This window comes from Haloferax sp. Atlit-48N (assembly GCF_003383015.2).
Classification (GTDB): Archaea; Halobacteriota; Halobacteria; order Halobacteriales; family Haloferacaceae; genus Haloferax; species Haloferax volcanii.
On sequence record NZ_CP137689.1, the window covers coordinates 1,852,953 to 1,877,296 of the forward strand.

25 protein-coding genes are annotated in these 24,344 nt (G+C 69.4%); 17 read left to right on the top strand and 8 right to left on the bottom strand.

What is annotated here, in order from left to right; translation table 11 throughout:
* Positions 1–74 precede the first annotated feature (74 nt).
* Entirely contained in the window at positions 75–1,433 is a 1,359-nt protein-coding gene (locus DEQ67_RS09965) for an NRAMP family divalent metal transporter (RefSeq protein ID WP_115802837.1), read from the top strand.
* 28 nt (positions 1,434–1,461) lie between these two features.
* Here DEQ67_RS09965 and DEQ67_RS09970 read toward each other — a convergent pair whose 3' ends face one another.
* Positions 1,462–2,148, bottom strand: coding sequence for a plastocyanin/azurin family copper-binding protein (locus DEQ67_RS09970; protein ID WP_115891493.1), 687 nt, complete (start codon positions 2,146–2,148; stop codon positions 1,462–1,464).
* Between the two features lie 269 nt (positions 2,149–2,417).
* On the opposite strand from DEQ67_RS09970, the gene DEQ67_RS09975 reads away from it, so the two are divergent.
* The 5 genes from DEQ67_RS09975 (at position 2,418) to DEQ67_RS09995 (ending at position 7,381) form a co-directional block, all read left to right on the top strand.
* A complete protein-coding gene (locus DEQ67_RS09975) occupies positions 2,418–3,017 on the top strand; it encodes a hypothetical protein (protein WP_004042787.1) in 600 nt (199 codons plus the stop codon).
* 14 nt (positions 3,018–3,031) lie between these two features.
* Positions 3,032–3,685, top strand: a complete 654-nt coding sequence (locus DEQ67_RS09980; protein WP_004062316.1) for a ubiquinol-cytochrome c reductase iron-sulfur subunit — start codon at positions 3,032–3,034, stop codon at positions 3,683–3,685.
* Between the two features lies 1 nt (position 3,686).
* Positions 3,687–5,111 (top strand): cytochrome b, encoded by a 1,425-nt coding sequence (locus tag DEQ67_RS09985; protein WP_004042783.1) that lies wholly within the window; start codon positions 3,687–3,689, stop codon positions 5,109–5,111.
* A 37-nt stretch (positions 5,112–5,148) separates the two neighbouring features.
* Complete coding sequence (locus tag DEQ67_RS09990) at positions 5,149–5,625, top strand: hypothetical protein (protein ID WP_006601491.1); 477 nt, start codon at positions 5,149–5,151, stop codon at positions 5,623–5,625.
* A gap of 79 nt (positions 5,626–5,704) precedes the next feature.
* Positions 5,705–7,381: a lipopolysaccharide biosynthesis protein gene (locus DEQ67_RS09995; RefSeq protein WP_199522547.1), complete on the top strand. Its 1,677-nt coding sequence runs from the start codon at positions 5,705–5,707 to the stop codon at positions 7,379–7,381.
* 303 nt (positions 7,382–7,684) lie between these two features.
* Here DEQ67_RS09995 and DEQ67_RS10000 read toward each other — a convergent pair whose 3' ends face one another.
* Together DEQ67_RS10000 and DEQ67_RS10005 are read right to left on the bottom strand one after the other, a co-directional pair.
* Positions 7,685–8,128, bottom strand: a complete 444-nt coding sequence (locus tag DEQ67_RS10000; RefSeq protein WP_006601489.1) for a hypothetical protein — start codon at positions 8,126–8,128, stop codon at positions 7,685–7,687.
* A 42-nt stretch (positions 8,129–8,170) separates the two neighbouring features.
* The gene (locus tag DEQ67_RS10005; RefSeq protein WP_115861789.1) at positions 8,171–9,556 is read right to left on the bottom strand and encodes an NAD(P)/FAD-dependent oxidoreductase; all 1,386 of its coding nucleotides are present in this window, start codon (positions 9,554–9,556) and stop codon (positions 8,171–8,173) included.
* A gap of 324 nt (positions 9,557–9,880) precedes the next feature.
* Here DEQ67_RS10005 and DEQ67_RS10010 point away from each other — a divergent pair, with 324 nt between their 5' ends.
* The 3 genes from DEQ67_RS10010 to DEQ67_RS10020 all read left to right on the top strand — a co-directional run bounded on the left by DEQ67_RS10010 (position 9,881) and on the right by DEQ67_RS10020 (position 11,524).
* Positions 9,881–10,108 carry a hypothetical protein gene (locus tag DEQ67_RS10010; protein WP_004062324.1) on the top strand — a complete coding sequence of 76 codons (228 nt, stop codon included), beginning with the start codon at positions 9,881–9,883 and terminating at the stop codon, positions 10,106–10,108.
* A 73-nt stretch (positions 10,109–10,181) separates the two neighbouring features.
* On the top strand, positions 10,182–11,141 hold the full coding sequence (locus tag DEQ67_RS10015; RefSeq protein ID WP_004062327.1) for a D-2-hydroxyacid dehydrogenase: 960 nt from the start codon (positions 10,182–10,184) through the stop codon (positions 11,139–11,141).
* Between the two features lie 122 nt (positions 11,142–11,263).
* Positions 11,264–11,524 (top strand): hypothetical protein, encoded by a 261-nt coding sequence (locus DEQ67_RS10020; protein WP_006601487.1) that lies wholly within the window; start codon positions 11,264–11,266, stop codon positions 11,522–11,524.
* A gap of 49 nt (positions 11,525–11,573) precedes the next feature.
* Here DEQ67_RS10020 and ilvD read toward each other — a convergent pair whose 3' ends face one another.
* The 3 genes from ilvD to DEQ67_RS10035 form a co-directional block, all read right to left on the bottom strand.
* The gene (gene ilvD, locus DEQ67_RS10025) at positions 11,574–13,328 is read right to left on the bottom strand and encodes a dihydroxy-acid dehydratase (RefSeq protein WP_115891492.1); all 1,755 of its coding nucleotides are present in this window, start codon (positions 13,326–13,328) and stop codon (positions 11,574–11,576) included.
* Between the two features lie 96 nt (positions 13,329–13,424).
* A complete protein-coding gene (locus DEQ67_RS10030; RefSeq protein WP_008607243.1) occupies positions 13,425–14,048 on the bottom strand; it encodes a MogA/MoaB family molybdenum cofactor biosynthesis protein in 624 nt (207 codons plus the stop codon).
* A gap of 100 nt (positions 14,049–14,148) precedes the next feature.
* Positions 14,149–14,952, bottom strand: a complete 804-nt coding sequence (locus tag DEQ67_RS10035) for a helix-turn-helix transcriptional regulator (RefSeq protein WP_115861791.1) — start codon at positions 14,950–14,952, stop codon at positions 14,149–14,151.
* Between the two features lie 237 nt (positions 14,953–15,189).
* On the opposite strand from DEQ67_RS10035, the gene DEQ67_RS10040 reads away from it, so the two are divergent.
* From DEQ67_RS10040 to DEQ67_RS10065, 6 genes are all read left to right on the top strand, one after another.
* Positions 15,190–16,230 carry a zinc-binding dehydrogenase gene (locus tag DEQ67_RS10040; RefSeq protein WP_115861793.1) on the top strand — a complete coding sequence of 347 codons (1,041 nt, stop codon included), beginning with the start codon at positions 15,190–15,192 and terminating at the stop codon, positions 16,228–16,230.
* Positions 16,220–16,540, top strand: a complete 321-nt coding sequence (locus DEQ67_RS10045; protein ID WP_115891491.1) for a hypothetical protein — start codon at positions 16,220–16,222, stop codon at positions 16,538–16,540. The genes DEQ67_RS10040 and DEQ67_RS10045 overlap by 11 nt, the downstream gene beginning before the upstream one ends.
* A gap of 168 nt (positions 16,541–16,708) precedes the next feature.
* Entirely contained in the window at positions 16,709–17,107 is a 399-nt protein-coding gene (locus tag DEQ67_RS10050; RefSeq protein ID WP_004062338.1) for a DUF5802 family protein, read from the top strand.
* A 96-nt stretch (positions 17,108–17,203) separates the two neighbouring features.
* Positions 17,204–18,133: a Vms1/Ankzf1 family peptidyl-tRNA hydrolase gene (locus DEQ67_RS10055; protein ID WP_004062340.1), complete on the top strand. Its 930-nt coding sequence runs from the start codon at positions 17,204–17,206 to the stop codon at positions 18,131–18,133.
* Positions 18,134–18,259: 126 nt separating this feature from the next.
* The gene (locus tag DEQ67_RS10060) at positions 18,260–19,285 is read left to right on the top strand and encodes a DUF1611 domain-containing protein (RefSeq protein ID WP_004062342.1); all 1,026 of its coding nucleotides are present in this window, start codon (positions 18,260–18,262) and stop codon (positions 19,283–19,285) included.
* Positions 19,286–20,323 (top strand): dipeptide epimerase, encoded by a 1,038-nt coding sequence (locus DEQ67_RS10065; protein WP_115802842.1) that lies wholly within the window; start codon positions 19,286–19,288, stop codon positions 20,321–20,323.
* A 70-nt stretch (positions 20,324–20,393) separates the two neighbouring features.
* Here the strand turns inward: DEQ67_RS10065 and DEQ67_RS10070 are convergent, their stop codons facing one another.
* On the bottom strand, positions 20,394–21,494 hold the full coding sequence (locus tag DEQ67_RS10070; protein ID WP_115802843.1) for a hypothetical protein: 1,101 nt from the start codon (positions 21,492–21,494) through the stop codon (positions 20,394–20,396).
* 103 nt (positions 21,495–21,597) lie between these two features.
* Complete coding sequence (locus tag DEQ67_RS10075) at positions 21,598–22,428, bottom strand: PspA/IM30 family protein (protein ID WP_115802844.1); 831 nt, start codon at positions 22,426–22,428, stop codon at positions 21,598–21,600.
* A 54-nt stretch (positions 22,429–22,482) separates the two neighbouring features.
* Between DEQ67_RS10075 and DEQ67_RS10080 the strand changes: the two genes are divergently transcribed.
* Together DEQ67_RS10080 and DEQ67_RS10085 are read left to right on the top strand one after the other, a co-directional pair.
* Entirely contained in the window at positions 22,483–23,139 is a 657-nt protein-coding gene (locus DEQ67_RS10080; protein ID WP_006601481.1) for a dienelactone hydrolase family protein, read from the top strand.
* A gap of 108 nt (positions 23,140–23,247) precedes the next feature.
* Positions 23,248–24,333: a hypothetical protein gene (locus tag DEQ67_RS10085; protein ID WP_115861797.1), complete on the top strand. Its 1,086-nt coding sequence runs from the start codon at positions 23,248–23,250 to the stop codon at positions 24,331–24,333.
* Positions 24,334–24,344 lie beyond the last annotated feature (11 nt).

Here is a 24,344-nt window from a genome sequence, read left to right on the forward strand (position 1 = left end):
CGCGACGCGGGGAATTACTCGGTTGTAACACCCAGTAACAACACTTTTGTGACGACCGCCGAGACCACGACGGCATGAACGAACCCAGACTCGACGTATCGGCGGTGACGGGCGGCGACTGGCGGGGATATCTCTCGGAGATGGGGCCGTCGTGGGTCGCCGGCGCCGTGGCGGCGGGGCCGGCGACGATGGCGACCGTGCTCACCGCGGGCGCGACGTTCGGCTACGCGATGCTGTGGGTCGTCGTGCTCTCGGCGGTGCTCGGGGCGTCGGCGCAGTATCTCTCGATGCGGCTCGGCCTGCTCACGGAGGACGGCATCGTCTCGGTCGTGGAACGCGAGTTGGGCGACGGCTGGGCGTGGGCGCTCGTCGCCGACGCGGTGCTGGCCGCGGGGCTGGCCCAGTTGGTCATCATGCAGGGCCTCGCGAACGTGAGCGCGACGATAACCGGCGTCGACGCCCGCGTCTGGGGCGTCGTGTGGGCGGTCGTCCTCGCCGCCGGCCTCGCCGGGCGCGGCTACCGCTTCGTCGAACTCCTCGCGAAGGGACTCGTGGCGGCCGTCGTCGTCGCGTTTCTCGCGTCGCTGGTGTTGGTTCCCATCGACCCGGCGGCCGCGGCCGGCGGGCTCGTCCCGCGCGTCCCGTCCGGCGTCGACGGCGCGCTCGTCGCCGCCGGCATCCTCGGCGGCGCGGTCCACATCACGCTCATCACGATGCACTCGTACACGATGCGCGCCCGCGGCTGGACGACCCGCGACTACGGGCTGGCGACGTTCGACGTGGGCGCGTCGATGCTCGTCGCCTTCGGCGTTTACAGCCTCGCCATCTTCCTCGTCGCCGCGAGCGTCCTCCACAGCCCCGAGGTGGCCGCGGGCGACCTCACGGCGGTGGCGGCCGCGCAGGCGCTCGGCCCGATTGCGGGCGCGAACGCCAAGTGGCTGTTCCTGCTCGGCCTCTTGGGCGCGGCCGTCTCCACGCTCGGCGGCAACACCGTCGTCCCGCCGTTCCTCGTCGCCGACAAACTCGGCTGGGGGACGGACCTCTCGGACGGCCGCTACCGCGCGCTCCTCGCCGGCGTGGCGCTGTTCTCCGGCGTCGGCGCGTTCCTCGGCGGGGCCTTTTTCCCGCTTCTCGTGTTGGTGCTGGCGTTCGGCCTCGTCGGCACGCCGTTCGCCATCGCCGTCGTGCTCGTCTTACTCAACGGCGACGCGGTCTCGGAGCCGAACTCGACGCCGGCGAACCTCGGCGGCGTCGTCCTGTTCGCGGTCACGACGGTTCTCGCCGCGAACTTCGTCCGCTCGCGGGCGCTTTCCGACCTCGGCGACCCGCTTTCCGTCTTCGTCGTCGTCTTCGCCGCGGCGATGGGAGCGGCGACGCTCGGCCTGCTCGGGAAGTTCGTCCGCGAGACGGTCGGGCGACCGACCGCGGCCTGACCTGAATCCGAACCGCGGGCGACCCGGCTTACTCGCTGTAACGGCCCGACGCCCGGTCGTACTTGGAGACCATCGCGACGACGGCGGTCCCGAGTCCGCCCGCCGCGGCCCAGAACTGCCACGGGAGCGACCCCGAGGACCCGCCGCTCGGGACGTAGGGATACGACAGCGACCCCGCCTCGACGATGTCTCCCGACCCGGGCATGAGACCGGACCCCGGCTCGTTCGGAATCGCGCCCTCCTCGGCCGGCCCGCCGGGGTCGCCGCAGACGACCCGACCGACCATCCCGAGCTGCTTGTGCGGGCTACAAAAGTAGTCGTAGGTGCCCTCGACTTCGAAGGTGTACGAGAAGCTCGCGCCGGTCTCCCCCAAGAGGCCGCTGTCGAAACCGGACGCGTCCGCCGGGATGCGCTGTTCGGCCTGATTCGACTCGGCGTAGGCCGTCGCGGAGTGGTCGCCGCTTTCGAGGACCCACTCGACGGTGTCGCCGGGGTCGACGTGCAGTCCGACGGGGTCGAAATAGTACTCCCCGCCTTCTGTCACCATCTGGATAGTATGGGTGGTCGAACCGCCGCCGCCCGAACCGCCGCCGGCGTCTGTACCGCCGCCGGACTCGGCGGTCGAGTTCTCGTTCGACGCCCCGGTGACGCCCGTCGACGTCCCGAGGACGGCGACTCCACCCGCGATATTTTTCATGAACGTTCGTCTGTTCATAATGGTGTTTGAGTTCGTATTACCGCTGATACTGCCTACTATCTGACCGTTCGTCTACTATCTTGTAGTTCTGTTGGTTCTCGAACATTCCGAAACAGAAAGACAAATAACCGCTCGTCTGAACGCTTACGTGGCATCGTCGCTCCCGCGAATCCGCGGTCGGCCCACAGTCGTGGGAGCGTCAATCCGGCAGTAACGATTAGGTAAGACTATTGGTACATTCATGAAATTCGTGGTGAATCCGACCCGACGTTCGGCGGTGAGAACCGATGCGGCGTGAAACCGCAGTCATCCTGCTCCTCATCGCGGTCGTACTGCTCCCGATGTGGTACGTCGCGCTGACGAGCGGGACCGAAGGCGGGGGTATCGGCGTCGGCACCGGCGCGGAGCCGGTCGCCGTCAACACCTCGTCCGACCTCCAGCCCGCGAGCGGCTACCTCCCCGGCCCGGTCGAAGTCGGCGTCAATCAGGCCGGCGTCGTCGCGTGGGTCGCGCTGCTCGGGATGGTCGGCGTGATGGTCGGGACAAAGCGGTTCCTCGACCGCATCAGCCACCTCGGCGACTCCGTCGTCGCCGACGGCGGCCACGCGACCGTCTCCGTCCCCCCGTACATGGAGACCGAGTCCCGGCGCATTCTCGACTACGTCCCGGCCGTGTCGTCGCGGACCGGACTGCTCGTCGTGGCGCTCCTCTCGTGGGTGGACGTGTCGTTCGCCGCCCTCCTCGCGCTGGAGGGACTCGGCCCGGCGCGAACGCAGTTCCTCGGCACCTACGCCGGGATGCTGTTCCTCTCGCTCGCGCTGACCGTCCTCGCGTACACGGCGTACTTCGTCCCGAGCATCACCGTCGCAGAGACCAGAGACCACTGACCACCCGCACGGACATGAGCAAACGCACCACCGACACCGACACTGAGACCGACACCGACACAGACGCCCCGGACATCCCGCAGAGCGACGACGAACTGACGCGGCGAAACATGGCGAAGCTCCTCGCCGGCATCGGCGGCGCGGCCGCCATCGGAAGCTTCGGCGTCGACTACGCGGCCGGGCTTCCCGGTAGCCTCGACACCGGAAGCGAGACGCTCTACGTCGAGGGAACCCGCCTCGTCGACAGGGACGGCAACCCCCTGACCGCCGCCGACGCGCTCTCGACCGACGAGTTCGACAAGATGGACGTCTTTCCGGAGAAGGAAGGCGGCGGCGCGCTCGTCACCAAGCGCGCGACCACGCTCCTGCTTCGCTTCCCCGAAGACGAGTACGAAGCGCCCACGAACATCGAGGGGACGGCCAAGGGCTACGTGGCCTACTCGAAGGTCTGTACCCACGAGGGCTGTCTCGTCGCCGGCGACCAGGGCTCCGAGCTTCGGTGTCCCTGTCACGGGAGCCTCTACGACCCGACGAAGGGCGCGTCCGTGACCGGCGGCCCGGCCTCGCGATCGCTCCCGCAGCTTCCCCTCGGCATCGCTGACGACGAGGACGGGACGCTCCTGCTCGCAACGGGGCCGTTCGAGGGACCGATAGGGACGGAGGAATGAGATGACGGGGACAGCACCGAACGACGGCTCCGGCGACGACCGACCCGACGCGCGGTCGGACGGCGGCGAGGCGGGCGGCGACCTCCCGGAGACCGACCTGACGGTCCGGACCCACGAGGCGTACCCCAGAAACGCCCTGTTCGACTGGCTGGACCAGCGGCTCGAACTGGACCACACGCTCCTCGGCAAGGCGTTCCCGGAGGACGACTACGGCTCGTTCCTCCTCGGCGAAATCGCGCTTTTCACCTTCGTCATCCTCGGGCTGACGGGGACGTTCCTCGGCCTCCTGTACAATCCGGCGGTCAACAGCGTCACCTACGAGGGCAACGCGCTCCAGTACGCCGGCACGGAGGTTCCAGCGGCGTTCGCGAGCGTCCTGCACATCACCTACGACACCACCTTCGGGATGTTCGCACGCATGATGCACCACTGGGCGGCGTACCTCTTTATCGCCGCAATCGCCCTGCACATGTTCCGCGTCTTCTTCACGGGCGCGTACCGCAACCCCCACGAGCCGAACTGGTTCATCGGGAGCACCCTCCTCCTGTTCGCCCTCGTGGAGGGCTTTTTCGGCTACGCGCTCCCCTACGACAACTTCAGCAAGACCGCGACGACCATCGGCTTCCAGATGACCGGCACGATTCCCGGCGTCGGCTCGTTCTTGCAGTCGCTCGTCTTCGGCGGGGCGTTCCCGGCGGGAGCCGACCAGGTCATCCCGCGGATGTTCTTCCTCCACGTCTTTCTCATCCCGGCCGCGCTGGTCGGCGCTATCGTCCTCCACATGGCCGTGTTGATGCGGCAGAAACACACCGAACACGCGCCGAGCTCCCGCGGCGAGGGCCGCCCCGACGGCGATGACGACAGCGTCGTCGTCGGTATGCCGCTTTTCCCCCAGCAGTTCCTCGTTTCGACTATCGTCTTCCTCCTGACGGCCGCGACCGTCGCCTTCCTCGCGGGCTTCTTCCCGGTTCAGCGCATCGCCGCCATCGGCCCGGCGACGCCCACGTCGACGCCCTCGCACGTCGGCCCGGACTGGTTCTTCATGTGGGTGTTCGGCTCGCTGAAGATGATGCCCTCGTGGCTCGGCGAGTGGGGCCGGTTCGCCGGCGGCGTCGTCGTCCCCTCGCTCATCATCGGCGTGATGATGATTTGGCCGCTCCTCGATAACCCCGAACACCCGGTCCACTTCACCGCCGACCCGCTCGACCGACCGCTCCAGACGGCCCTCGGCGTCGCGGCCGTCATGCTCATCATCGTCCTCTCTATCGACGGGATGCGGGCCACCGTCGCCGCCGTGTTGGGCGTCTCCGACGCCGTCCTCTACCCGTGGCTCGTCGCGCTGACCGTGGGGATGCCGCTTTTCGACTTCGCCGTCGTCTACTGGCTCCTCAAACGTCGCAAGCGCCGACTCGGCACCGCCGGCTGACGCACAGGCTCGCGACCCGCCGACCCCGACTTCGACTATGAACGTTCCACTCTCGCCCCGCGCGTTCCGCCTCGTCGACGCCGGCTCGAAGCTCGTCGGCCTCGTGGCGATAGCCGCCGCGCTCAACGGGGCCGCGGCCCCGCACTCGCTCGCCGTCGGCCTCGCGGGCTTCGTCGTCGGCGTCGGGACCGCGTTTCTCTCGCCCCGCGAGGCCCCACCCGACGACGACCGCGGAGACGACGCCGCCCCGGCAGCCGACCCCCCCGACGACCTCCCCCGACGACCGCTCACGAGTCTCGCAAAGCGCCTGTGGCGCAGTCGGCTGGCTCGGCTGGGCGGCGCGCTCTGGCTCTCGGCGTTCGGCGTCGCGGCCGCCGGCGTCGCCCTCCGGGCCGCCGGCTCGTACCGCCTCGCGGCGACGCTGTTCGGGCTCTCCGGCCCCCTCGGACTGGTCGGCATCCTCGGCATCGTCGCCGGCGGTGGCTGGCTCGCGCTCGCCTCGCGTCGGGACTGACCGCGGTTCCGCGCGGTGGTGACTCGCGGGCGAATCAGGCGACTTATTTTCGACCTCGACAAGCGACAGAGACGCGACAGTGCCCTCCGATACACCCGACGCCGACGGTTCCGACGACCGGAGTCCCGACGCCGACATCTCCGACACCGATATCCCCGACGCCGACATCTCCGCCGCCAATATCTCTGACGCCGCGCCCGACGCCGACATCCCCGACGACGAGCGCGAGGCGCTGTTGACCATCGGGCACGGCGCGGTCGTCGCCTCCGGCGGGCAGTCGCTCCAGCGGGCGCTGACGACGGCGACCGAGTACGTGCTCGCGCAGGGCCTCGGCCCGGTCGCCTACGGCGTCTACGCGTTCGCGTGGCGCATCTCGCAACTCCTGTTTCGCCTCGTGAACTTCGGGTCGGTCGGGACGCTCCAGCGGTATCTCTCCGCGGACGACGACGACCCCGAGCGACGGGGGCGAGTGGTGGCACTGGCGTATCTCACGACTCTCGCGGTCGGGCTCGGACTCGCCGGCGGGTTGGTACTCACGAGCGGGCGGCTCAACGACGCGACGGTCTCGCACCCCGACTTCCCGCCGACGATACACCTGTTCGCGGCGCTGGTCGTCCTCGTCGGCGTGGTGCGGATTCACGCCGGCGTCCTCAGAGCCGTGCAGTCGGCCCGCGGCGAGGCGCTTTTCAATCGCGTCCTCCGCCCGGCGGTCAAGCTGGTCGGTGCCGTGGGTGCGATGGCGCTCGGGTACTCGCTGGTCGGCGTCGCCGCCGCGTTCGTCGTCGGCATGGCCGGACTCGCGGTACTCGGCTTTCCGATGGTCGTCTCGGCGAGCGGCATCCGACCGTCCGTCGGCGGCCTGCGCTCCGAGGCCCGGCGGTTCTACAACCACTCCGCGCCCATCGCGCTGAGCAGCCTCGGCAAGGTGTTCCAGAACCGCGTCGACGTGATGCTCGTCGGCTTCCTCCTGACCGCGACGGCGGCGGGCGTCTACAACGTCGTGCTCGTGTTGGTGACGCTGGCGTGGATTCCGCTCCTCTCGTTTAACATGCTCCTGCCGCCGGTCGCGTCGGGACTCTACGCGGACGACGAGATGGAGACGCTCAACGCGGTGTACACGGCGGTGACGCGGCTCATCGTCACCTGCGTCGTTCCGATTCTCGCCGTGCTCGCGGTGTACGGGCGGTCGATTCTCTCCGCGTTCGGGCCGAACTTCGCGGCGGGCTACGCCCCGCTCGTCATCTACCTCGGCGGCGTGTTAGTCGGCAGCGCCGTCGGCGCGACGGGGTGGCTGCTCATGATGACCGACCACCAGTACGCCCGGATGGCGCTCGACTGGCTTCTGGCCGTCCTCAACACGCTCCTCACGTTCGCGTTCGTCCGGGCGTTCGGCCTCGCCGGCGCGGCGCTGGGCACGGCCGTCGCCATCGCCGTCCAGAACTCGGTTCAGGTCGTCCTCCTGCGGCGCTTCGAGGGGCTGTGGCCCTTCGACGCGACGTTTCTCAAACCCCTCGGCGCGGGCGTCGCCGCGGCCGGCGTCATGTTCCTCGTCCGCGAGACGCTGGTCGGAGCCGGGACCGGCGGACTCGTCGTCGTCGCCGGCGCGGCGCTGGGCCTGGTGACGTACGTGGGCGCGCTCGTCGCCCTCGGCGTCAACGACCGCGACCGGCTCGTGGTGACGGCGTTGGCCGCCCGCTACCGCCGGGCGATACTCGTGGCTCTCGGTGGACGGTCCGGTACGTTCGGGGACCGATAGCGGTCGCTCGCGGGGGTTCTGATTCGTCACACTCGCGGGTCGGACTGGGGACCGCCGACAATCAGCGACGCCGCTCGCCGAGTGAAGATGTCGCCCAGAACACTAACGGCCGGTCTCATCCCGAGGCGGCGTGCCGCGTCGACCGGGAAACCCTCGTGCCGGGCGGTCCGTCTTTCGGGCGCGGACGTTCCGAAGTACGCCGGCGTCAGCCGGCCAGTAGCTGTCGCGCACCCGGGTTCGCCGTGCTGTCATCGCTCCCGAAGCGGGAACACTCGGCCGGGGACTTGAGGTACGCACCCGACCCTAGCGCGCCGGGGGTAAAACGAGTTCCGACCGGCGGGCGTCGTCGCCGGCGAAGAAGACGGCCCGAAGCCGGACGACCTGCCCGTCGACGCGGACGTAGTAGAGACGGTCTTCGGACCGGTCGACCGACGGGAGCGCGTCGAGGTCCGCGCGGAGGGCGTCGTAGTCGCTCAGACAGTCGGTGACGCTGGACTCGCGCGGGTGGCCCTCGGCGGCCGCCTCGACCACCTTCAGCACCCACGGGCTGTTTGCGACCCGCGGGTCGGCGGCGTCGACGACGGTCGCCCCGTCCGGGGCGTTCCCGACCAGTTCCGCCCGGAGGAAGATTTCGGCGGACGAACAGCCTCGAAGCGACGAACAGCCCGCGAGCGCGCCGGTCAGTCCGACGCCGACGGCGACGGCTCCGCGGCGGAGCAGCTGACGCCGAGAGGGTCGACCGGCCATCGACTAACAGAGCTTCGGAGAAACCGATAACTCTTCCGTCGGCTACAACGCGTACTCGTCTTCGCGCAGTTGGACGTACTTGCCCTTGCGGTACTTCACTTTCGTTCGCTGGTACTGCGTGGCGAGTTTGGCGGCGCTGAACCCGGCGCTGAGCTTCGCGGCCCCGAACGCCTTGTAGCCCTCGTCCTTTTCGAGGAGTTTCCGGGCCGCCTTGAACGTCTTGTCCCACTGGGCGGGGCCGTAGTCGTGGACGATTTCGGCCATGGCGACGTTGCGGAGAATCTCGTCGCCGATGGCCTCCTTCCAGCGCTCGTTGTAGTCGCTCAGGTCGCCCTCGGCGGCGAGTTCGCCGGCGATGGCCCCCGTCCGGACGGCGACGTGGTCGCCGCCCTCGTGGAAGGCGGAGGTCGCGCCCATCGCGCCGCCCGTGACGGCGATGCCGGCTTCCGCGGGCGAGTCGATGGGTCGCGTCGAGGAGATGGCGTACGTCTCGGTCCCCTTCGTCTTCCCGCGGTCCTCGACGAGCGGGAAGTCCTCGTCGATGTCGTACTCGTCGCCGTACTCCTGTTCGAGGAGGCGGCGGACGTACTCGCGGCCCTGCGGGATGCGCTCGTCGTCCTCGCGGAGGAGCGCGTACGCATCGCGGTCGTCGACCTCGTCGATATCGAGGCCGATTGGCATCGTGAGACCGACCCGGCAGACGTTGTCGTCGTTCGGGAACACCCACGGGTACGCCGTGTGGCCGGGCATGTAGCCCCACCAGAACTTGATTGCGCCGTCGACCTCGTCGAACAGTTCCGGCGGGAACTCGCGGTGCTCCTGATAGGCGATGTGGTTCGCCTCGGTGGACGACAGCCGGTCCGTGATGGGGAACGGAAGCAGGTCGTCGAGCACCTTGTTCGTGACCGTCCGCTGGGGGCCGTCGGCGAGGACGACGAACTCCGCGCCCACGTCCTCGCCGTTGGCGAGGCGGACGACGTGGCGGGGGTCGTCGCCCGCGGCGTCGAGGTCGGTCTCCACGTCGCGCACGGAGGCTTTCACGCGGTACTCCGCGCCGGCGTCTTCGGCGCGACTGCGGAGCCAGTCGTCGAACTTCGCGCGGTGGAAGGTGTAGCCGAACTCGTCGTACGAGGAGTCGATACCGGTGCTTCGAAGCGTCAGCGACTCGTTCGGCCCGATGAACTCCGCGCGGTCGAGGATATCGAGCACGATGTCGTCGGGGAACTCGTCGGGGTGGATGCCCATGATGTCCACCCAGTAGTCGAGGATACCGGCCGCGTCCGTCGAATCGGGCCCGAGGCCCGGTCGGTCTGCTCGGGGGACGCCCTTTTCGAGGACCACGGCGGAGGCCCCGGCCGAGGCCGCGGCGTGTGCCGCCGACGTGCCGGCCGGACCGCCGCCGATGATGGCGACATCTACGCGTTCCATACCGTTACAGCACTTTGCTCGGGTATTAAACCCCCTGAACCGACGCGGCGTCCGACGGTTTCGAGACCGCGCGCCCGAGCGCCGCTCGCCCCGTTTTCCGGCGCGTGGCGCGACCGCGACACCGACGCGCCGCCGCTCGGCCACGCTCCGAGAACGACGCCCCGACGGCCTCCGCACCGCGCCCGACGGTACGAACAGGGATAATTTCGAGAGGACGAACATCCCGGTAGTTGCTATCGATTTTGTCGGAGAATACCAACTAAATACCGCGTCTGATAACCAGAGACGGAGGTTTATAGCGGAGACCGCGGTAGCTCCGAGTCAATGACCGCAGACGAGCCGGACGAATCGCGAGAGCCCGTCGTGTTCCGCGACGAGACGGGCGACCTCGTCTTCGTCGACGGCGGCCCCGCCCCACAGGGGTATGCGCCCGTTGCGTGGAAACTCGGTGAAGACGGTTCCCGGTTCGTCGTCGACCCGACGGTCGATGCGGTCGCGGTCACCCGAACGATTTCGAAACGTCGCCCGCGGCGGCGCGAGCCCATCGAGTGAGCGGCCCCCTCCCGCCCCGCTCTGCCCCGCCCGAATCGGACAGATTCATCACCGCCTTCGAGAATCATCGAGCATGTCCGACCCAGATATCGCGGTGCTTCGGCAGAAGATTCACGGCCTGTCTGCCGAGGCGTACGCCGAAACGCTCCGCGAGCGCCTCCCCGACCGCGAGGTCGCCCTCGCAACGACGCCCGCCGAGGAGCGCGACCTCCTCTCTCGCGTCCAAGTCGCGACCGGGTTCGACGTGAGCGAAGCCGACCTCGACGCCGCCGAGAACCTCGACCTGTTCGCCTGCGTGTTCGCCGGCACGGGCCACCTCCCCATCGAGGCGTTCGAGGCCCGCGACGTGGCCGTCACCAACGCCTCCGGCGTCCACGGCCCGAACATCGCCGAGCAGGTTCTCGGCAGCCTCCTCTACTTCGCCCGCCGCTTCCACGTCGCGGAGCGACAGAAGGAGGCGAACGTCTGGCAGTCGTACCCGACGGTCGAACTGCAAGGCTCGACGGTCGCCGTCGTCGGCCTCGGCGCGCTCGGTGAGGCCGTCGTCGACCGGCTCGACCCGTTCGGCGTCGAGACCGTCGGCGTGCGCTACTCGCCGGAGAAGGGCGGCCCGACCGACGAGGTCGTCGGCTTCGACGACGAACAGGGCCTCCACGACGCCTTCGCGCGCGCCGACTACGTCGTCATCGCGTGCCCGCTGACCGACGCCACCCGCGGCCTCGTCGACGCCGACGCGTTCGCCTCGATGGCTCCCGACACCGTCCTCGTCAACGTCGGCCGCGGTCCGGTCGTCGATACCGACGCGCTCGTCTCCCAACTCCGGAGCAACGGTATCCGCGGGGCCGCGCTCGACGTGACCGACCCCGAACCGCTCCCCGCGGACCACCCGCTTTGGGAGTTCGAGAACGTCCTCATCACGCCCCACAACGCCGGCCACACCCCGAAGTACTGGGAGCGCATGGCCGACATCATCGCCGAAAACCTCGACAAACTGGACGCCGGCGACGACGACCTGCGGAACCGCGTGGCCTAAGCCGAGTCGACCCGGCGACCCCGCGGGCGCGGAGTCGGTGACATCGCAGATGCGGAGTCGGTGACGCCGCGACCGGATTCCGCACCGAAACTGTCAACTCGATAGCTGCTGTCGACTGCGCCGTGCAGTTCTCCTCGTGGCGGTGGAACCGAATCATCGCGTTCTTCGGCGGCGCTGGACTCCTCTTTTTGGTTCCGTGGTCGGGGCTCTCGCCCGTCCTCCCGGAGTGGACGATAGACGTGCTTCGGTCCGTCCCGCTCGGCCTGTGCGTCTACGGGTTCACCGAACAGCCGCGAAACGTGATTGCGATGGTTCCGGCCGGAACCGCGCTCGGAGTCGGGATTCTCGCCCTGTACCGAGCGTTCGGATCCGGCCTGTTCTGACGGCGGACGGCGGCGTCCGCGTCGCGGGAGTCGTCGCGGCGACTCGCCGTTATTCGTCGCGCGTGAGCGCCGGGTTCGTCACCGCGCCGTTCGCGGCGGAGCCGAAGTCGCGGGCGTACTTCGCCAGCACGCCGGAGGTGTACGCCGGCGGCTTGGGTTCCCAGTCTTCCTGCCGCGCGTCGAGTTCCTCGTCAGAGAGGTCCACGGAGAGTTCGCGATTCGGGATGTCGACGGTCACCTCGTCGCCGTCTTCGAGGAGACCGATGGGGCCGCCCTCGGCCGCCTCGGGAGCGACGTGGCCCACCATCGGGCCGCGCGTCGCGCCGGAGAACCGACCGTCGGTGAGAAGCGCCACGTCGTCCTCGTGGCCCTGTCCGACCACGGCGGCGGTGACGCCGAGCATCTCGCGCATGCCGGGGCCGCCGCGCGGTCCCTCGTTTCGGATGGCGATGACGTCGCCTTCCTCGATGTGGCCCTCCTGCACGTAGCGCATCGCGTCCTCCTCGTTCTCGAAGACGCGGGCGGGACCGGTGTGGTGGAAGGCGTCGTCGCCGGTCACCTTCAGCACCGCGCCGTCGGGCGCGAGGTTGCCGGTGAGAATCTTGATTGCGCCCTCGTCCTGATACGGCTCGTCGACCGTGTAGAGGAAGTCCGCTTCGAGGCCGTCGTCGTCCGGGAGGTCGAGGTGGTCGAGATCCTCGGCGATGGTGCGGCCGGTGACGGTCATCGCGTCGCCGTGGAACAGGCCGGCCTCGACGAGACGGCGGATGACGACCGGGATGCCGCCGATTTCGTGGAGGTCGTTCATGACGCGCGTGCCGCCGGGCTGGAGGTTGGCGATCTTCGGCGTGCGCCGGGAAATCTCGTTGAACTCCTCGATATCGAGGTCGACGCCGGCCTCGGCGGCCAGCGCGAGCAGGTGGAGCACGGCGTTGGTCGACCCGCCGGTGGCGACCTGGAGCGTGATGGCGTTCTCGAAGGACTTCTTCGTGAGGATGTCGGAGGGGCGGCGGTCGTTTTCGACGCAGTCGAGGACGACCTCGCCGGCGCGGCGGGCGTTCTCGTAGCGCTCGTCGGACTCGGCGGGCGCGGAGGCCGACCCGAGGGGGGCCATCCCGAGCGCCTCGGAGATGGAGGCCATCGTGTTGGCGGTGAACATCCCGCCGCAGGAGCCCGCGCCGGGGCAGGCGTGGCGTTCGAGGTCGTCGAGTTCGTCGGCGCTCATGTCGCCTTCGGCGTAGGTGCCGACGCCCTCGAAGACGTTCTGGACGGTCACCTCGCGTCCCTCGTGTTGGCCGGGCATGATGGAGCCGCCGTAGAGGAAGACGGAGGGAAGGTCCGTTCGGATGGCGGCCATCATCATGCCGGGGAGGTTCTTGTCGCAGCCGGCGACGGTGACGAGCGCGTCCATGCGCTCGCCGAAGGAGACGAGTTCGACGGAGTCGGCGATGACCTCGCGGGAGATGAGCGAGGCCTTCATGCCTTCAGTCCCCATTGAGATGGCGTCGGAGATGGTGACGGTCCCGAACTCGATGGGCATCCCGCCCGCGGCGTCGATGCCCTCGATGGCGGCGTCGGCAACGTCGTCGAGGTGGACGTTACACGGGGTGATGTCGGCGGCGGGGTTCGGCACGCCGACCATCGGCGACGAGAAGTCCTCGTCGTCGAAGCCCATGGCGCGGAACATCGCACGGTGCGGGGCCTTGTCTGGACCCTCCGTGACCTCCGTGCTGCGGAGGTTCGGGTCCTTACCGCTGGAGAACACGTCGTCCGGGTCCTCCTCGCGTGGGGACTGCTGGCTCATATCTCTTCGGAGCGCGTGCGCGAACTTAAATGGCCGCGACTGGGCAGACGTTGCAGTCGGATTCGCCCGACGACCCCCGATTCTGTGGGCGTTTTCCTACTCCGCGTCGCGCCGCGCCAGTCCGGTGAGATGCGGCGCTTCCGGGACGATTATCTCCGCGGTCCCGAGTCGGGCGGCGTTCTCGCTCCCCGGCAGACAGAACGTCGGCATCTCGTCGACGACGCCCGCGGTGGCTCGGGTGCCGACGACCTTGGTTCCGATGTCGTCGTACGAGAGCCGCCGGAACAGTTCACCGAAGCCGGGGAGCGTCTTCTCGAACAACTGCGTCGCCGCCTCGACGGTTCGGTCGTCGGGCGTGACGCCCGTTCCGCCGGTCGTGACCGTCACGTCGACGTCGCCGCGGTCGGCCATCCGCGCGACCGCGGTCTGTATCTCGTCGTAGTCGTCGTCGACGACCCGACGGACCGACACCGAGTGGCCCGCCTCGTGGAGCAGTTCCGCTATCGCGTCGCCCGCGGGGTCGTCGTCAACGTCGCGGGTCGAGGAAATCGTCAGCACCGCCGCTTCGAGGTCGTCGACGTCGTGGTGGTGATGGTCGTGGCTGTGGCCGTGGTCGTCGTCGTGGTGGTGATGGCCGTGGTCGTCGTCGCCGTCCCCCTCGCCGTGGTGCTGGTCGCGGCCGTGGTCGTCGGCCCCGTGGTGCTGGTCGTGGTCGCTCACGGCCGCGGCTTCGTCGTCTGGCGATAAAATTCCCGCGTCGCCCGGCGGTCGTCTGTCTGCGGCCGCCGGTTCACGGACACCCCGCTTCGGAGGGCGCGGCTCACCCGTCGTCTGTGACTTCGTCGAGCGAGTCGAGCGTCAGGCGGTCCGCGTTCTCGCGGAGCGCTTCGAACTGCGCTGTGGCCCACTGGACGGCGGCTTCGGTGTCGTTGCGGGCGACTCCGCCGACGCCCGTGTCGGTGTAGACGACGAGTCCCGCCTCCGCTTCGGTCACCCAGAGACCGAACCGGAACGGGACCTCCCCGCGGTAGAGCGTCACCGAGTCGTGTCGGAGCTGGTCTGCGATGACCGCGTGCGAGTCCGGGGCGGCGGCGAGCCGGTCGAACAGCTCGTCGGCGATAACCATCTCGACGACCGTCCCGCCCTCGGTGGCGGTCTCGTAGAACGGGCGAAGTTGGCCGACGAGCGCGACCGGGGCGACGCCGTAGACTCGCTCCGCGTCCTCGACGCTCGAAAACAGCTCCTGAATCGCGCTGTCCGGGATGTCCGGCGTCGACGTGTGGACCGTCGCGCCCGTCAGGAACGCGGGGTCGAGCGGCGCGTCGGCCGGCAGCATCGACAGGAGGTCCCGCGCCGCGCGGACGCCGCGGAGCGAGTCGAGACACTCGTCGTACGCACCGAGCGCGCACCGGCCGACGCAGGTCAGCCGATACCGACCCTCGGCGCGCTCGGCGAGGCCGGCGTCGAGCAGTTCGCGGACGACGCGGTCGACCGTCGACCGCGAGGTGTCGAGGTCGTCCGCGAGGCCGCGCTTGTCTCGCGGTCGCTCCGCGAGCGTCCGGATGAACGACGACCGCCTCACGAGGAGGTGCGAAAGCTGTGCTGAAGTCTCGTCTCCGTTCACGTACCTGATACTCCTTCCAACGAGTCGGACGGCTGTCGACCACCACCTGTACGGGTCGCCGGTGTAGATGTCGGCGCGCGTGACTGTCGAACTCGACTGTGTTGGGAACCCTGTGCCGTATATATCTTCGCACCGATATGATTTGAATCCACGAGGGTTCGTCGGTTGTCGAACAAGAGGAAAGACGATTGGCGTAAAAACACACTTTAGTTCCTGCCCATCCTCGGTCGGGTCGAGATGAAAGCGGTCCAATTCACGGAACACGGCGACCGAGGCGTCCTCGAATACGGCGACTTCCCGGAGCCGGGGGTCGACCCCGACGAGGTCCTCGTCGACGTGAAGGCGGCGTCGCTCAATCACCTCGACATCTGGACGCGACGGGGGCTTCCGGGCGTCGAGTTGGAGATGCCGCACATCCCCGGCAGCGACATGGCCGGCGTCGTCACCGAGGTCGGCGAGCGCGTGACCCGGTTCGAGGCGGGCGACCGCGTCGCACTCATCGCGGGCGTCGCCGGCGGCGGCGACGAGTTCTCCCGGAAGGGCGACCCGACGCTCGCGCCGGACTTCCACATCATCGGTGAACACGTCCGCGGCGTCCACGCCGAGTTTGCGGCGATTCCCGAGGAGAACCTCGTGCCCGTCCCCGAGGGCGTGCCGTGGGAGGTCGCCGGCTCCGCGTCGCTCGTCTTCCAGACCGCGTGGCGGATGCTCGTCGACCGCGGCGAACTCCGCCCCGGCGAGAAAGTGCTCGTCCTCGGCGCGTCCGGCGGCGTCGGCCACGCGGCCGTCCAAATCGCCGACTACGCGGGCGCTGAGGTGTACGCCACCGCCTCCACCGACGAGAAACTGGAGTACGCCGAGGAGTGCGGCGCGGACCACGTCATCAACTACGAGGAAGACGACTTCTCGAAGGAGATTCAGACGCTCACGGACGGCCGCGGCGTCGACATGGTCGTCGACCACATCGGCGAGGCCACCTACAAGCAGTCGCTCAAGAGCCTCGTCAAGGGCGGCCGCGTCGTCACCTGCGGAGCGACCACCGGCCCCGACCCGGGCGCGGGGCTCAACTACATCTTCTGGAACCAGCTTTCGGTCATCGGCTCGACGATGGCGACGCCCGGCGAGGCCGACGAGGTGCTCGACCTCGTCTGGGACGGCACCTTCGAACCCCGCATCCGCGAGACGCTCCCCATGAGCGAAATCGACCGCGCGCACGAACTCATCGAGGAGCGACAGGGCTTTGGCAAGGTGGTCGTAATCCCAGACAGTGAGCTCTGACACCACGGCTCAGGAGGACGCGACCGCCGAGTCCGACACCTACGTCCACCGGCCGGACGGCCCCGCGGTCGGCGGCGACGGCTCGGAGCCGGAAGCGACCGGCTTCGGAAGTCGCGGCTGGGTGCTCGTCGGCGTCGTCGCGCTCTGTTTCCTCGTCATCCCCGGCGCGGTGTACCTCGTGCCGTCGCTGCCGGCGATGGCCGGCCTACCGTACCTCGCGGCCATGCTGGCCCTGCCGATGCTCCCGGCGCTCGCGCTCGGCCTCGTCGCCGTCTGGTCGATGACCGCGGCGACCCGCGGCGACGAGTAAGACCCCCGTAACCGGCCCGTTTTCGCGACCGGCTCTCTCCCACGCGAGCCGCGTTCTCGTCTGCCGATGCCGACTGCCGTCCCCGAGTCTCGGCGGTGGAATTGCGTGTCGATATAAATGGTTCCGACAAGGCTTATCACTGTTCGTGGTTGACATTCACACGCACAGATGTTCGAACGCTTCTCCAGCAGTTACTTCCTCGGTCGGTTGTACGTCGAACCGTACGACGGGGCCGAGGCGGCGATTCACCGAACGGAACACGAGCGACTCAACGAGTGCGTCTACACGGACGGCCGCGGCGTCGAGCGAGTCGATTACCCGCTCGTGATGAAACTCGACACGGCCCACTTCCCGGTCGTCGGCGACGACGGCGTTCCCTCGGGGACGCTCGCGCTCCCCCGAGACGCCGTGGACTCCGACGCGCTCCCGGACGACCGACCGGTGCTTCTCGCCGACGCCCCGCGAGCCGCCGAGTTGCTCCGGTACGCCGGCTACGACCCCGACGACCTCGCACCCGGCGGCCCCGGCGGCTCCGGCCCCGACCGACCCGACGACAGGCTGGCCTGAGTCGCTCCGCCGCCGTCGTCGCGCTGGCGGAACGCCCGCCGCGCGCCCCGTCCCCGCGTCCGAACGCTCAAGTGGTCGGCCCGCACGCGTCCGTGTATGCTGGACGAGTTGTTGGGTCGAGCCGAACTCAAAGCGCGCATCGCCGAGTTGGAAGACGAACGCGACGCGTTAGCCGGGCGTCTGGAGGGCGAGTCCGAGCGGCGAGCGGAGGCGGCCCGCGCGCGACAGGAAGCCGAGGCGGAGGTCAACCGCCTCGAAGACCGCATCACCGAACTCGAAGACCGCGTGGAGCGCCTCTCGGGCGACGACGACTCGCTGGACTTCCGCGGGACCGAGGACCTCCGCGGCGACCGCCTCCGCGAGGTGCTGTCGCGCCTCGACTCGCTTTCGACCGACGAGGAGGGCGCGCTCACCGCCGCCGTCTCCGACGACCGCTCGCTCCCCGCGGCCGCCGAGTCCGCGTTCGGCGGCCGCGCCCCGCTCGTCCGCCGGGCCGCGCCCTGCGTCGCGCTCACCGACGACGCCGGAGTAGTGAGCGTCGCGCTCTCGCCGCCCCGCCAGCCCGACGACTTCGACCGCTGGAGCGACGGATTCGACCTCGACCCGGCGTGGTTCCACCCGACCGAGACCACCGCCGTCGCGCTCGTCCGCGGCGACCTGTTCGCCCTCGGCCGCTACGAGGACGGCGACCTCGAATTCGTCGAGGGCTTCGAGAGCGACGTGAAGTCCGCCCACTCGAAAGGCGGGTTCTCGCAGGGGCGGTTCGAGCGCATCCGCGAGGGCCAAATCGACGACCACATCGACCGCTGTCACGAGGCGCTCGACGAGTTCCTCGGCGGCGGGTCCGGCGCGGGCGAGAGAGCCGGCGACGACGCCGACCTCGTCGTGCTCGGCGAGCGAACCGTCCTCGGTGAGTTCCGCGACCGAGCCGCGCTGACCGCGACCGTCGACGCCAGCGGCGACCCCGAGACGGCGCTCACGGAGGCGTCCAGAGAGTTCTGGACCACGCGGCTCTACCGGCTCTGAGCCGGCGGCGACGCCGCGGATGTTCTCCAGAGAATACCCGAAGACACGCGGACGACTCGGCGGCGCGACCCGGCAGCCGCCGCCGAATCGCCTCCCCTTTTAGGGTGGCACGTAGTGACACCCTGTATGAACGACCCACAGCGAGTCGCCGTCCTCGCACACGAGAAGTTCCCCGACCGCGCGAAGACCGCCACGGGCGTCCTGAAGTACGCCGACTACGACGTGGTGGCCGTCCTCGACCGCGACAACCCCGGCACCTCCGCCGCCGACCACCGCCGCGACCTCCCGGACGTGCCCGTCGTCGCATCGATGGCCGACGCGCCCGACGCCGACGCCCTCCTCGTCGGCATCTCGCCCATCGGCGGCGCGTTCGACGAGACGTGGCGCGACGACGTTCGCACCGCCCTCGAACGCGGCTGTGACCTCATCTCCGGCCTCCACTACTTCCTCGCCGAAGACGAGGAGTTCGCCCGCCTCGCCGACGAACACGGCTGCGACATCAACGACGTTCGCAAGCCCCACGACGACCTCGGCGTCGCGCAGGGGAAATCCGCCGACGTGGACGCCGAAGTCGTCCTCACGGTCGGCACCGACTGCTCGGTCGGCAAGATGACCGCGACGCTCGAACTCGTCGAGGCCGCCCGCGAGCGCGGCATCGACGCGGGCTTCATCCCGACCGGCCAGACCGGCATCATGATTGCGGGCTGGGGCAACCCCGTCGACCGCGTCGTCAGCGACTTCACCGCCGGCGCGGTCGAGGAGATGATTCTGGAGAAAGGCGACGAACACGACGTGCTGTTCGTCGAGGGCCAGGGGAGCATCGTCCACCCGGCGTACTCCGCGGTCACCTGCGGCATCCTCCACGGGTCGATGGCCGACAAGCTCGTGCTCTGTCACGAGGCCACCCGCGAGGCGATTCACGGCTACGAGGAGTTCGCCCTGCCCGACCTCTCGGAGTACGTCTCGCTGTACGAGAACCTCGCCGCCCCGGTCCACGAGGCCGACGTGGTCGCCGGGATGCTCAACACCTCCCACGTCGACGACGACGTGGAGGCGGCCGAGGCCGTCGACGCCTTCGCGGACGAACTCGGCGTCCCCGCGGTCGACCCCGTCCGCTTCGGCTCGGCCGACCTCATCGACGAGGTGTTCTAGATGCTCGCGACCGAGTTCGAACGCGTCTCGATGTCGCTCGCGGAGCCGTTCGGCATCGCCCGCGGCGTCCAGACCGAGGCCGAGAACGTCGTCGTCCGCATCGAGGACGAAGGGGGCATGACGGGCGTCGGCGCGGCCGCCCCGTCGTCGCACTACGGCGAGACCGCCGACACCGTCGAGGCCGTGCTTCCCGACCTGCTCTCGGTGGTCGAGGCGGTCGGCGACGCCCACGCCATCGACCGCATCGAGCGCGAGATGGCCGAGACGGTCCGCCGCAACCCGGCCGCGCGGACCGCCGTGAGCATCGCGCTGCACGACCTCGCGGCCAAGCGCCTCGGCGTCCCGCTGTACCGCCTCTGGGGGCTCGACCCCTCGCGGACGCCCACCTCGTCGTACACCGTCGGTCTCGACGACCTCGACACGATGCGCGAGAAGACCGCGGAGGCCTACGAGGCCGGCTACGACGTGCTCAAGGTCAAACTCGGCACCGACCGCGACAGAGCTATCATCGAGGCCGTCCGCGACGAGGCTCCCGGCGTGACCATCCGCGTCGACGCCAACGAGGCGTGGACGCCCCGCGAGGCCGTCGAGATGACCGAGTTCCTCGCAGACCACGGCGTCGAGTTCGTCGAACAGCCGGTCCCCGCCGAGGACCACGAGGGCCTGAAGTTCGTCTACGACCGCGGCGCGCTCCCCATCGCGGCCGACGAGTCCTGCATCACCGCCGACGACATCCCGCGCATCGCTGACCGCGTCGATATCGCGAACCTCAAGCTGATGAAGTGCGGCGGCCTCACGGAGGCGAAACGCGCCATCCACGCCGCCCGCGCCCACGGGCTGGAGGTCATGCTCGGCTGCATGATAGAGTCGAACGCCGCCATCGCGGCGGGCTGTCACCTCGCGCCGCTGCTCGACTACGCCGACCTCGACGGCTCGCTCCTCCTCGCGGACGACCCCTACGAGGGCGTCCCGATGCCGAACGGCGAAATCGACCTCGACGCGCTCGACCGACCGGGAACCGGCGCGCAGCGTCGGTAAGGCGGGCGCGGTGACGCAGATGCGGTAACGCGGCGACACCCACCGACGCCGATTCGGGACTCGGTCCCCGTCAGGACTCCCAGTCGAGGTCGTCTTCGCGGGTCTCCGACCGGAGCACGAACGGCCCGATGGAGAGCGTCCGTTTTGCGACCGTCGAGATGCGGAGGACCGCGGACGCGAGCACCGCGAAGGGCGAAAGCGAGACGGCCACCACGAACGCCACGGTGAGAAGCAGGTTCGACACGCCGAGCGTCGCGCCCGTAATCGTCGTCGGGTCGTCGAGAAAGAGAATCGCGCCGATGCTCGCCACGAGCGCGGGGACCGCCGCGTAGAACATCGTCCGCGAGAGGTCGACCAGTTCCCACCGGAAGTAGAGCGTCTTGACGTGCTCGCGGGCGGGACCGAACAGTTCGAGCGCGTCGCGGAGCTCCGACAGCGCGGTCTTCGTCTCCGCCGAGAGGTCGGCGTCGTGGACGCGGCGGAGCCGCGCCGCCTGATAGATTTTCCACGAGTAGTTGAGGTCCAGCGCCGCCGACAGCACCGCGAACGTCCCGAACTGCCGGCCCTCCAGCCGCCCGGCGACCGCCTCGGCGTTCGACTCGACCTCCCTTGCGAACTCGCGGACGCGGGTCGTCGGGTCGCTATCGGCGTCGCTCGCGGCCGCGTCGTCGCTCTCGCCGGCGTCCCCGTTCCCACCCGCATCGAGCGTGTCTTCGACCGCCCGCGCCCGCGACGCGATGCCCTCAGCCAGCGCGCGCAGGAACGCCGACGGCTCCGGCGGCGCGACCGGCGCGTCCAGCAGGTCGGCCACGTCCTCGCGGAAGCGCATCGACCCCTCCATCCGGTCGCGCTGGTCGCCCAGCGGGCCGAGTTCCCGCGAGAGCACGAGCTGATTGATGGTGACGACGAGCGTGACGCCAGTGATAATCGCGGTGAGAAGCCCCTGCGCGAGCGTCTCGATTGGGTCCGACGACTCGACGGCGACCCGGAGCGGGGTCGGGTCCAGTTGGCCGAGGACGACGACGCTACCAAAGACGACGACGAGCGGGGCCGCGGCGACGACGCGGCGGTCCGCGTCGAGGAGGGCGCGGAGCTTCGCGCGGCTCGTCGTCCCGCGCTCTCGCATCGTGTCGTCGGGCTCGCCGGCCGACGGCCCGCCGGTGTTCGACATGACCGAAGCTATCGCGGGGTGGGGTCAAGTGCGTACTGGCGGGCGAGTCGCGGGAGCGGGTGGGCCGCGGGGGACTGCACGGCGTCGGTTCGGGCGGGCGCGCTCAGGAGGACGAGGAGTCGTCTTCGTTCTTCAGCTCTTCGAGTTCGGCTTCGACCTCTTCGTCGGCCACGTCGGTTTCGACATCCACGTCGGCGTCGCTCGCGCTCGCGCTCTCGCTCGACGACGACCCGGAGGACTTGCCCATCTCGGCCTTGAGCGTCTCCAGTTCGGTGTCGACTTCGGCGCTGGTGCGGCCGGCTTCGAGTTCGCGCTCGATGGAGTCCTTGTCCGACAGCGCGTCGTCGAACGCGCCGGAGTCCATGAGTTCGTCCATCGCGGCCGAGCGGGCCTCCATCTCGTCGGTCTGCTCCTCGGCGCGTTCGAGCGCGCGCCCCACGTCGGCCATCTCGTCGCCGACGCCGGTCATCGCCTCGGAGACGCGGCTCGACGCCTCGGCGGCCTCGTAGCGGGCCTTCATCGTCTCCTTTTTCGTGCGGAACTCCTCGATGCGGCTCTGGAGCTCGTCCTTCTTGTTGACGAGTTGGTCCTGCGTCTCCTGCAAGCTGGCGATTTGCGTCTCCAGCTCCTCGATTTGGCTCATCTTGGCCTGCTTCTTTTCGAGCGCCTTGCGGGCGAGGTCCTCGCGGTCCTGCTGGACGGCCTCGCGGGCTTGGTCGTTGTGCTTTTCGACGTTCTCTTCGAGGCGACGCTTCTGTATCTCCAGTCGCTTCTTCTGGGTGGTCAGGTCGGCGATACCCTGTTTGACCTGTTGTAGCTCGTCGCGCATCTTCTCGTAGGAGTAGTCGAGCGTCTCCGTCGGGTCCTCCGCACGGTTGAGGAGGGAGTTTATCTTCGACCGGATGACGTACGACGTGCGAGAGAGAATTCCCATACTCCATTACTACGCGACGTTCGGCTTAAAACCTCACCAGCGCAACCTGTCCCTATGACCGAGACGATTCTCGTGCCCGGCGGCCGCGACGTGCGGGCGACCCTCGACCGCGCCCGCGGCGACGGTATCGACGACGCGGACGAGACTGGCGATACCGCCGACGCGGCGGCCGGACGCGACGCGGTCGTCATCGCCTGCCCGCCCCATCCGCAACAGCAGGGTCACCGCGGCGACGCCCGCCTCGTCGCCGTCAGCGACGCGCTCACCGCCCGCGGCGTGGACTGCCTCCGGTTTGACTACGGCGCGTGGGACGAGGGCTACGGCGAGCGCGCCGACACCCTTCGGGCGGTCGAGTGGGCCGCGGAGCGCTACGACCGCGTGGGCCTGTTCGGCTTCTCGTTCGGCGGCGCGATGGCGCTCCTCGCGGCCGCCGAGGGGGCTGACGTGGGAGCCGTCTCCGCGCTCGGCCCCGCCGGGCGACTCGCCGACGACCTCGACGCGGTCGCCGCCTTCGACCGCATCCCCGTCCCCGTGCAGGTCGTCTACGGCACCCGCGACGACATCGCTGACTGGAAGCCCGTCGTCGAGCGCGCCCGCGAGTACCACCAGCCGGTCGTCGAGTTCGCGGCCGACCACTTCTTCGTCGGGCAGGAGGACAAGGTCGCGGCCGCCGTCGCTGACTTCCTCGTATCGAACCTCGGCGTCGAGTGAGAACGGAAGCGAGCGACCGGGTCGCCGCCGCCGTCAGCGACCTGCGACGAACCGCCCGACGAAAATTCGACCGAACGACATTTTTGGCTCGGCTCCGAAGCCGGGATTATGGTCCCTCGCAAGCGACTCGCCGCCGTCGTCGCCCTTCTCCTCGTCGGCATCGCGCTGAGCCAGTCGTTCGCCGTCGCCACCTCCACCTCGTCGCTCGAATCGACGTACGAAGCCGAGGAAGTGACCGCCGACTCGCCGCCCGGCCTCGTCGCCTCCTACGACGCCGACGTGGTCAACCTCGCCGCGACGGTGAACGAGACGCCGCAGCTCCGCGAGCCGGTCGCCACCGCCGCCCGGACCGGCCGGTACGACGGCGACATCGAACCCGAGGCGTACATGACTCTCTCGGACGTGAACGAAGACGCCGATTTCGCGGTCTACGACGGCCGGTACTATCGGTTCTCGCTGAACGTCTCGGGCGACCCGGTTCGCGCGACCATCGAACTCGACCCGACCGACTGGGAGACCGTCGCCGCCGGGGCGTCGTCGCCCGCCGCGAACGCCAGCGCCGACGTGCGCGAAGCCATCGACGGCGGCACCGTCACCAACAGCACCTTCGTCGTGCCCGGCGTCTACGAGCGCGGCGGCGCGCACTACCTCGTTCACCCGGCGAACGAGGGCGAGATTCTCGGGAACTTCCTCGCCCTCGTCGGCGGGTTCCTGTTCAACCCCATCGGCTGGGCGTACACCGTCGCGGGCCTCGGCCTCCTCGGCGCGTTCCGGGTTCGACGCCGCGCCCGCCCGCTGGACCGCCGAACCGCCGTCCTGGTCGTCCCCGGCACGCTCGCCGCCATGTGGCTGGGGACGACGCTCACCAACACGGGGTCGCTCGGCATGCGCTACGTCCTCATCCCCGGCATCGGCGTCGTGACCGCCTTCGGCCTGTTCGCCGGCTTCTGCATCCGTCGCGGGTCGTGGAAGTCGCTCGTCGGCTGGAGCGTCGCGCTCGCCGCCGTCGTCGTCGCGGCCGACGCCGTCGCAATCGGCCTCGTCGGCACGATTTTCGGCACGCTCGGACTCGTCGTCGGCTGGTTCGGGAGCCTGTTGCTCGTCCCCTACGGCTACGCGCTCGCGAGCGATTCGGAAGACGAGCGTGAGGAGGGGCCGGGTGCGGTGACGGCCGAGGAGTTGGGAGACGGGTGATTCGGCTCTCG

Coding starts and splice junctions, on each gene's coding strand:
- DEQ67_RS09965 (WP_115802837.1), top strand. CDS start 75: ATGAACGAACCCAGACTCGACGTATCGGCGGTGACGGGCGGCGACTGG.
- DEQ67_RS09975 (WP_004042787.1), top strand. CDS start 2,418: ATGCGGCGTGAAACCGCAGTCATCCTGCTCCTCATCGCGGTCGTACTG.
- DEQ67_RS10015 (WP_004062327.1), top strand. CDS start 10,182: ATGTCCGACCCAGATATCGCGGTGCTTCGGCAGAAGATTCACGGCCTG.
- DEQ67_RS10065 (WP_115802842.1), top strand. CDS start 19,286: ATGCTCGCGACCGAGTTCGAACGCGTCTCGATGTCGCTCGCGGAGCCG.
- DEQ67_RS10060 (WP_004062342.1), top strand. CDS start 18,260: ATGAACGACCCACAGCGAGTCGCCGTCCTCGCACACGAGAAGTTCCCC.
- DEQ67_RS10055 (WP_004062340.1), top strand. CDS start 17,204: ATGCTGGACGAGTTGTTGGGTCGAGCCGAACTCAAAGCGCGCATCGCC.
- DEQ67_RS10005 (WP_115861789.1), bottom strand. CDS start 9,556: ATGGAACGCGTAGATGTCGCCATCATCGGCGGCGGTCCGGCCGGCACG.
- DEQ67_RS09970 (WP_115891493.1), bottom strand. CDS start 2,148: ATGAACAGACGAACGTTCATGAAAAATATCGCGGGTGGAGTCGCCGTC.
- DEQ67_RS09980 (WP_004062316.1), top strand. CDS start 3,032: ATGAGCAAACGCACCACCGACACCGACACTGAGACCGACACCGACACA.
- DEQ67_RS10085 (WP_115861797.1), top strand. CDS start 23,248: ATGGTCCCTCGCAAGCGACTCGCCGCCGTCGTCGCCCTTCTCCTCGTC.
- DEQ67_RS10010 (WP_004062324.1), top strand. CDS start 9,881: ATGACCGCAGACGAGCCGGACGAATCGCGAGAGCCCGTCGTGTTCCGC.
- DEQ67_RS09990 (WP_006601491.1), top strand. CDS start 5,149: ATGAACGTTCCACTCTCGCCCCGCGCGTTCCGCCTCGTCGACGCCGGC.
- ilvD (WP_115891492.1), bottom strand. CDS start 13,328: ATGAGCCAGCAGTCCCCACGCGAGGAGGACCCGGACGACGTGTTCTCC.
- DEQ67_RS10000 (WP_006601489.1), bottom strand. CDS start 8,128: ATGGCCGGTCGACCCTCTCGGCGTCAGCTGCTCCGCCGCGGAGCCGTC.
- DEQ67_RS10040 (WP_115861793.1), top strand. CDS start 15,190: ATGAAAGCGGTCCAATTCACGGAACACGGCGACCGAGGCGTCCTCGAA.
- DEQ67_RS10050 (WP_004062338.1), top strand. CDS start 16,709: ATGTTCGAACGCTTCTCCAGCAGTTACTTCCTCGGTCGGTTGTACGTC.
- DEQ67_RS10075 (WP_115802844.1), bottom strand. CDS start 22,428: ATGGGAATTCTCTCTCGCACGTCGTACGTCATCCGGTCGAAGATAAAC.
- DEQ67_RS10070 (WP_115802843.1), bottom strand. CDS start 21,494: ATGTCGAACACCGGCGGGCCGTCGGCCGGCGAGCCCGACGACACGATG.
- DEQ67_RS10080 (WP_006601481.1), top strand. CDS start 22,483: ATGACCGAGACGATTCTCGTGCCCGGCGGCCGCGACGTGCGGGCGACC.
- DEQ67_RS09985 (WP_004042783.1), top strand. CDS start 3,687: ATGACGGGGACAGCACCGAACGACGGCTCCGGCGACGACCGACCCGAC.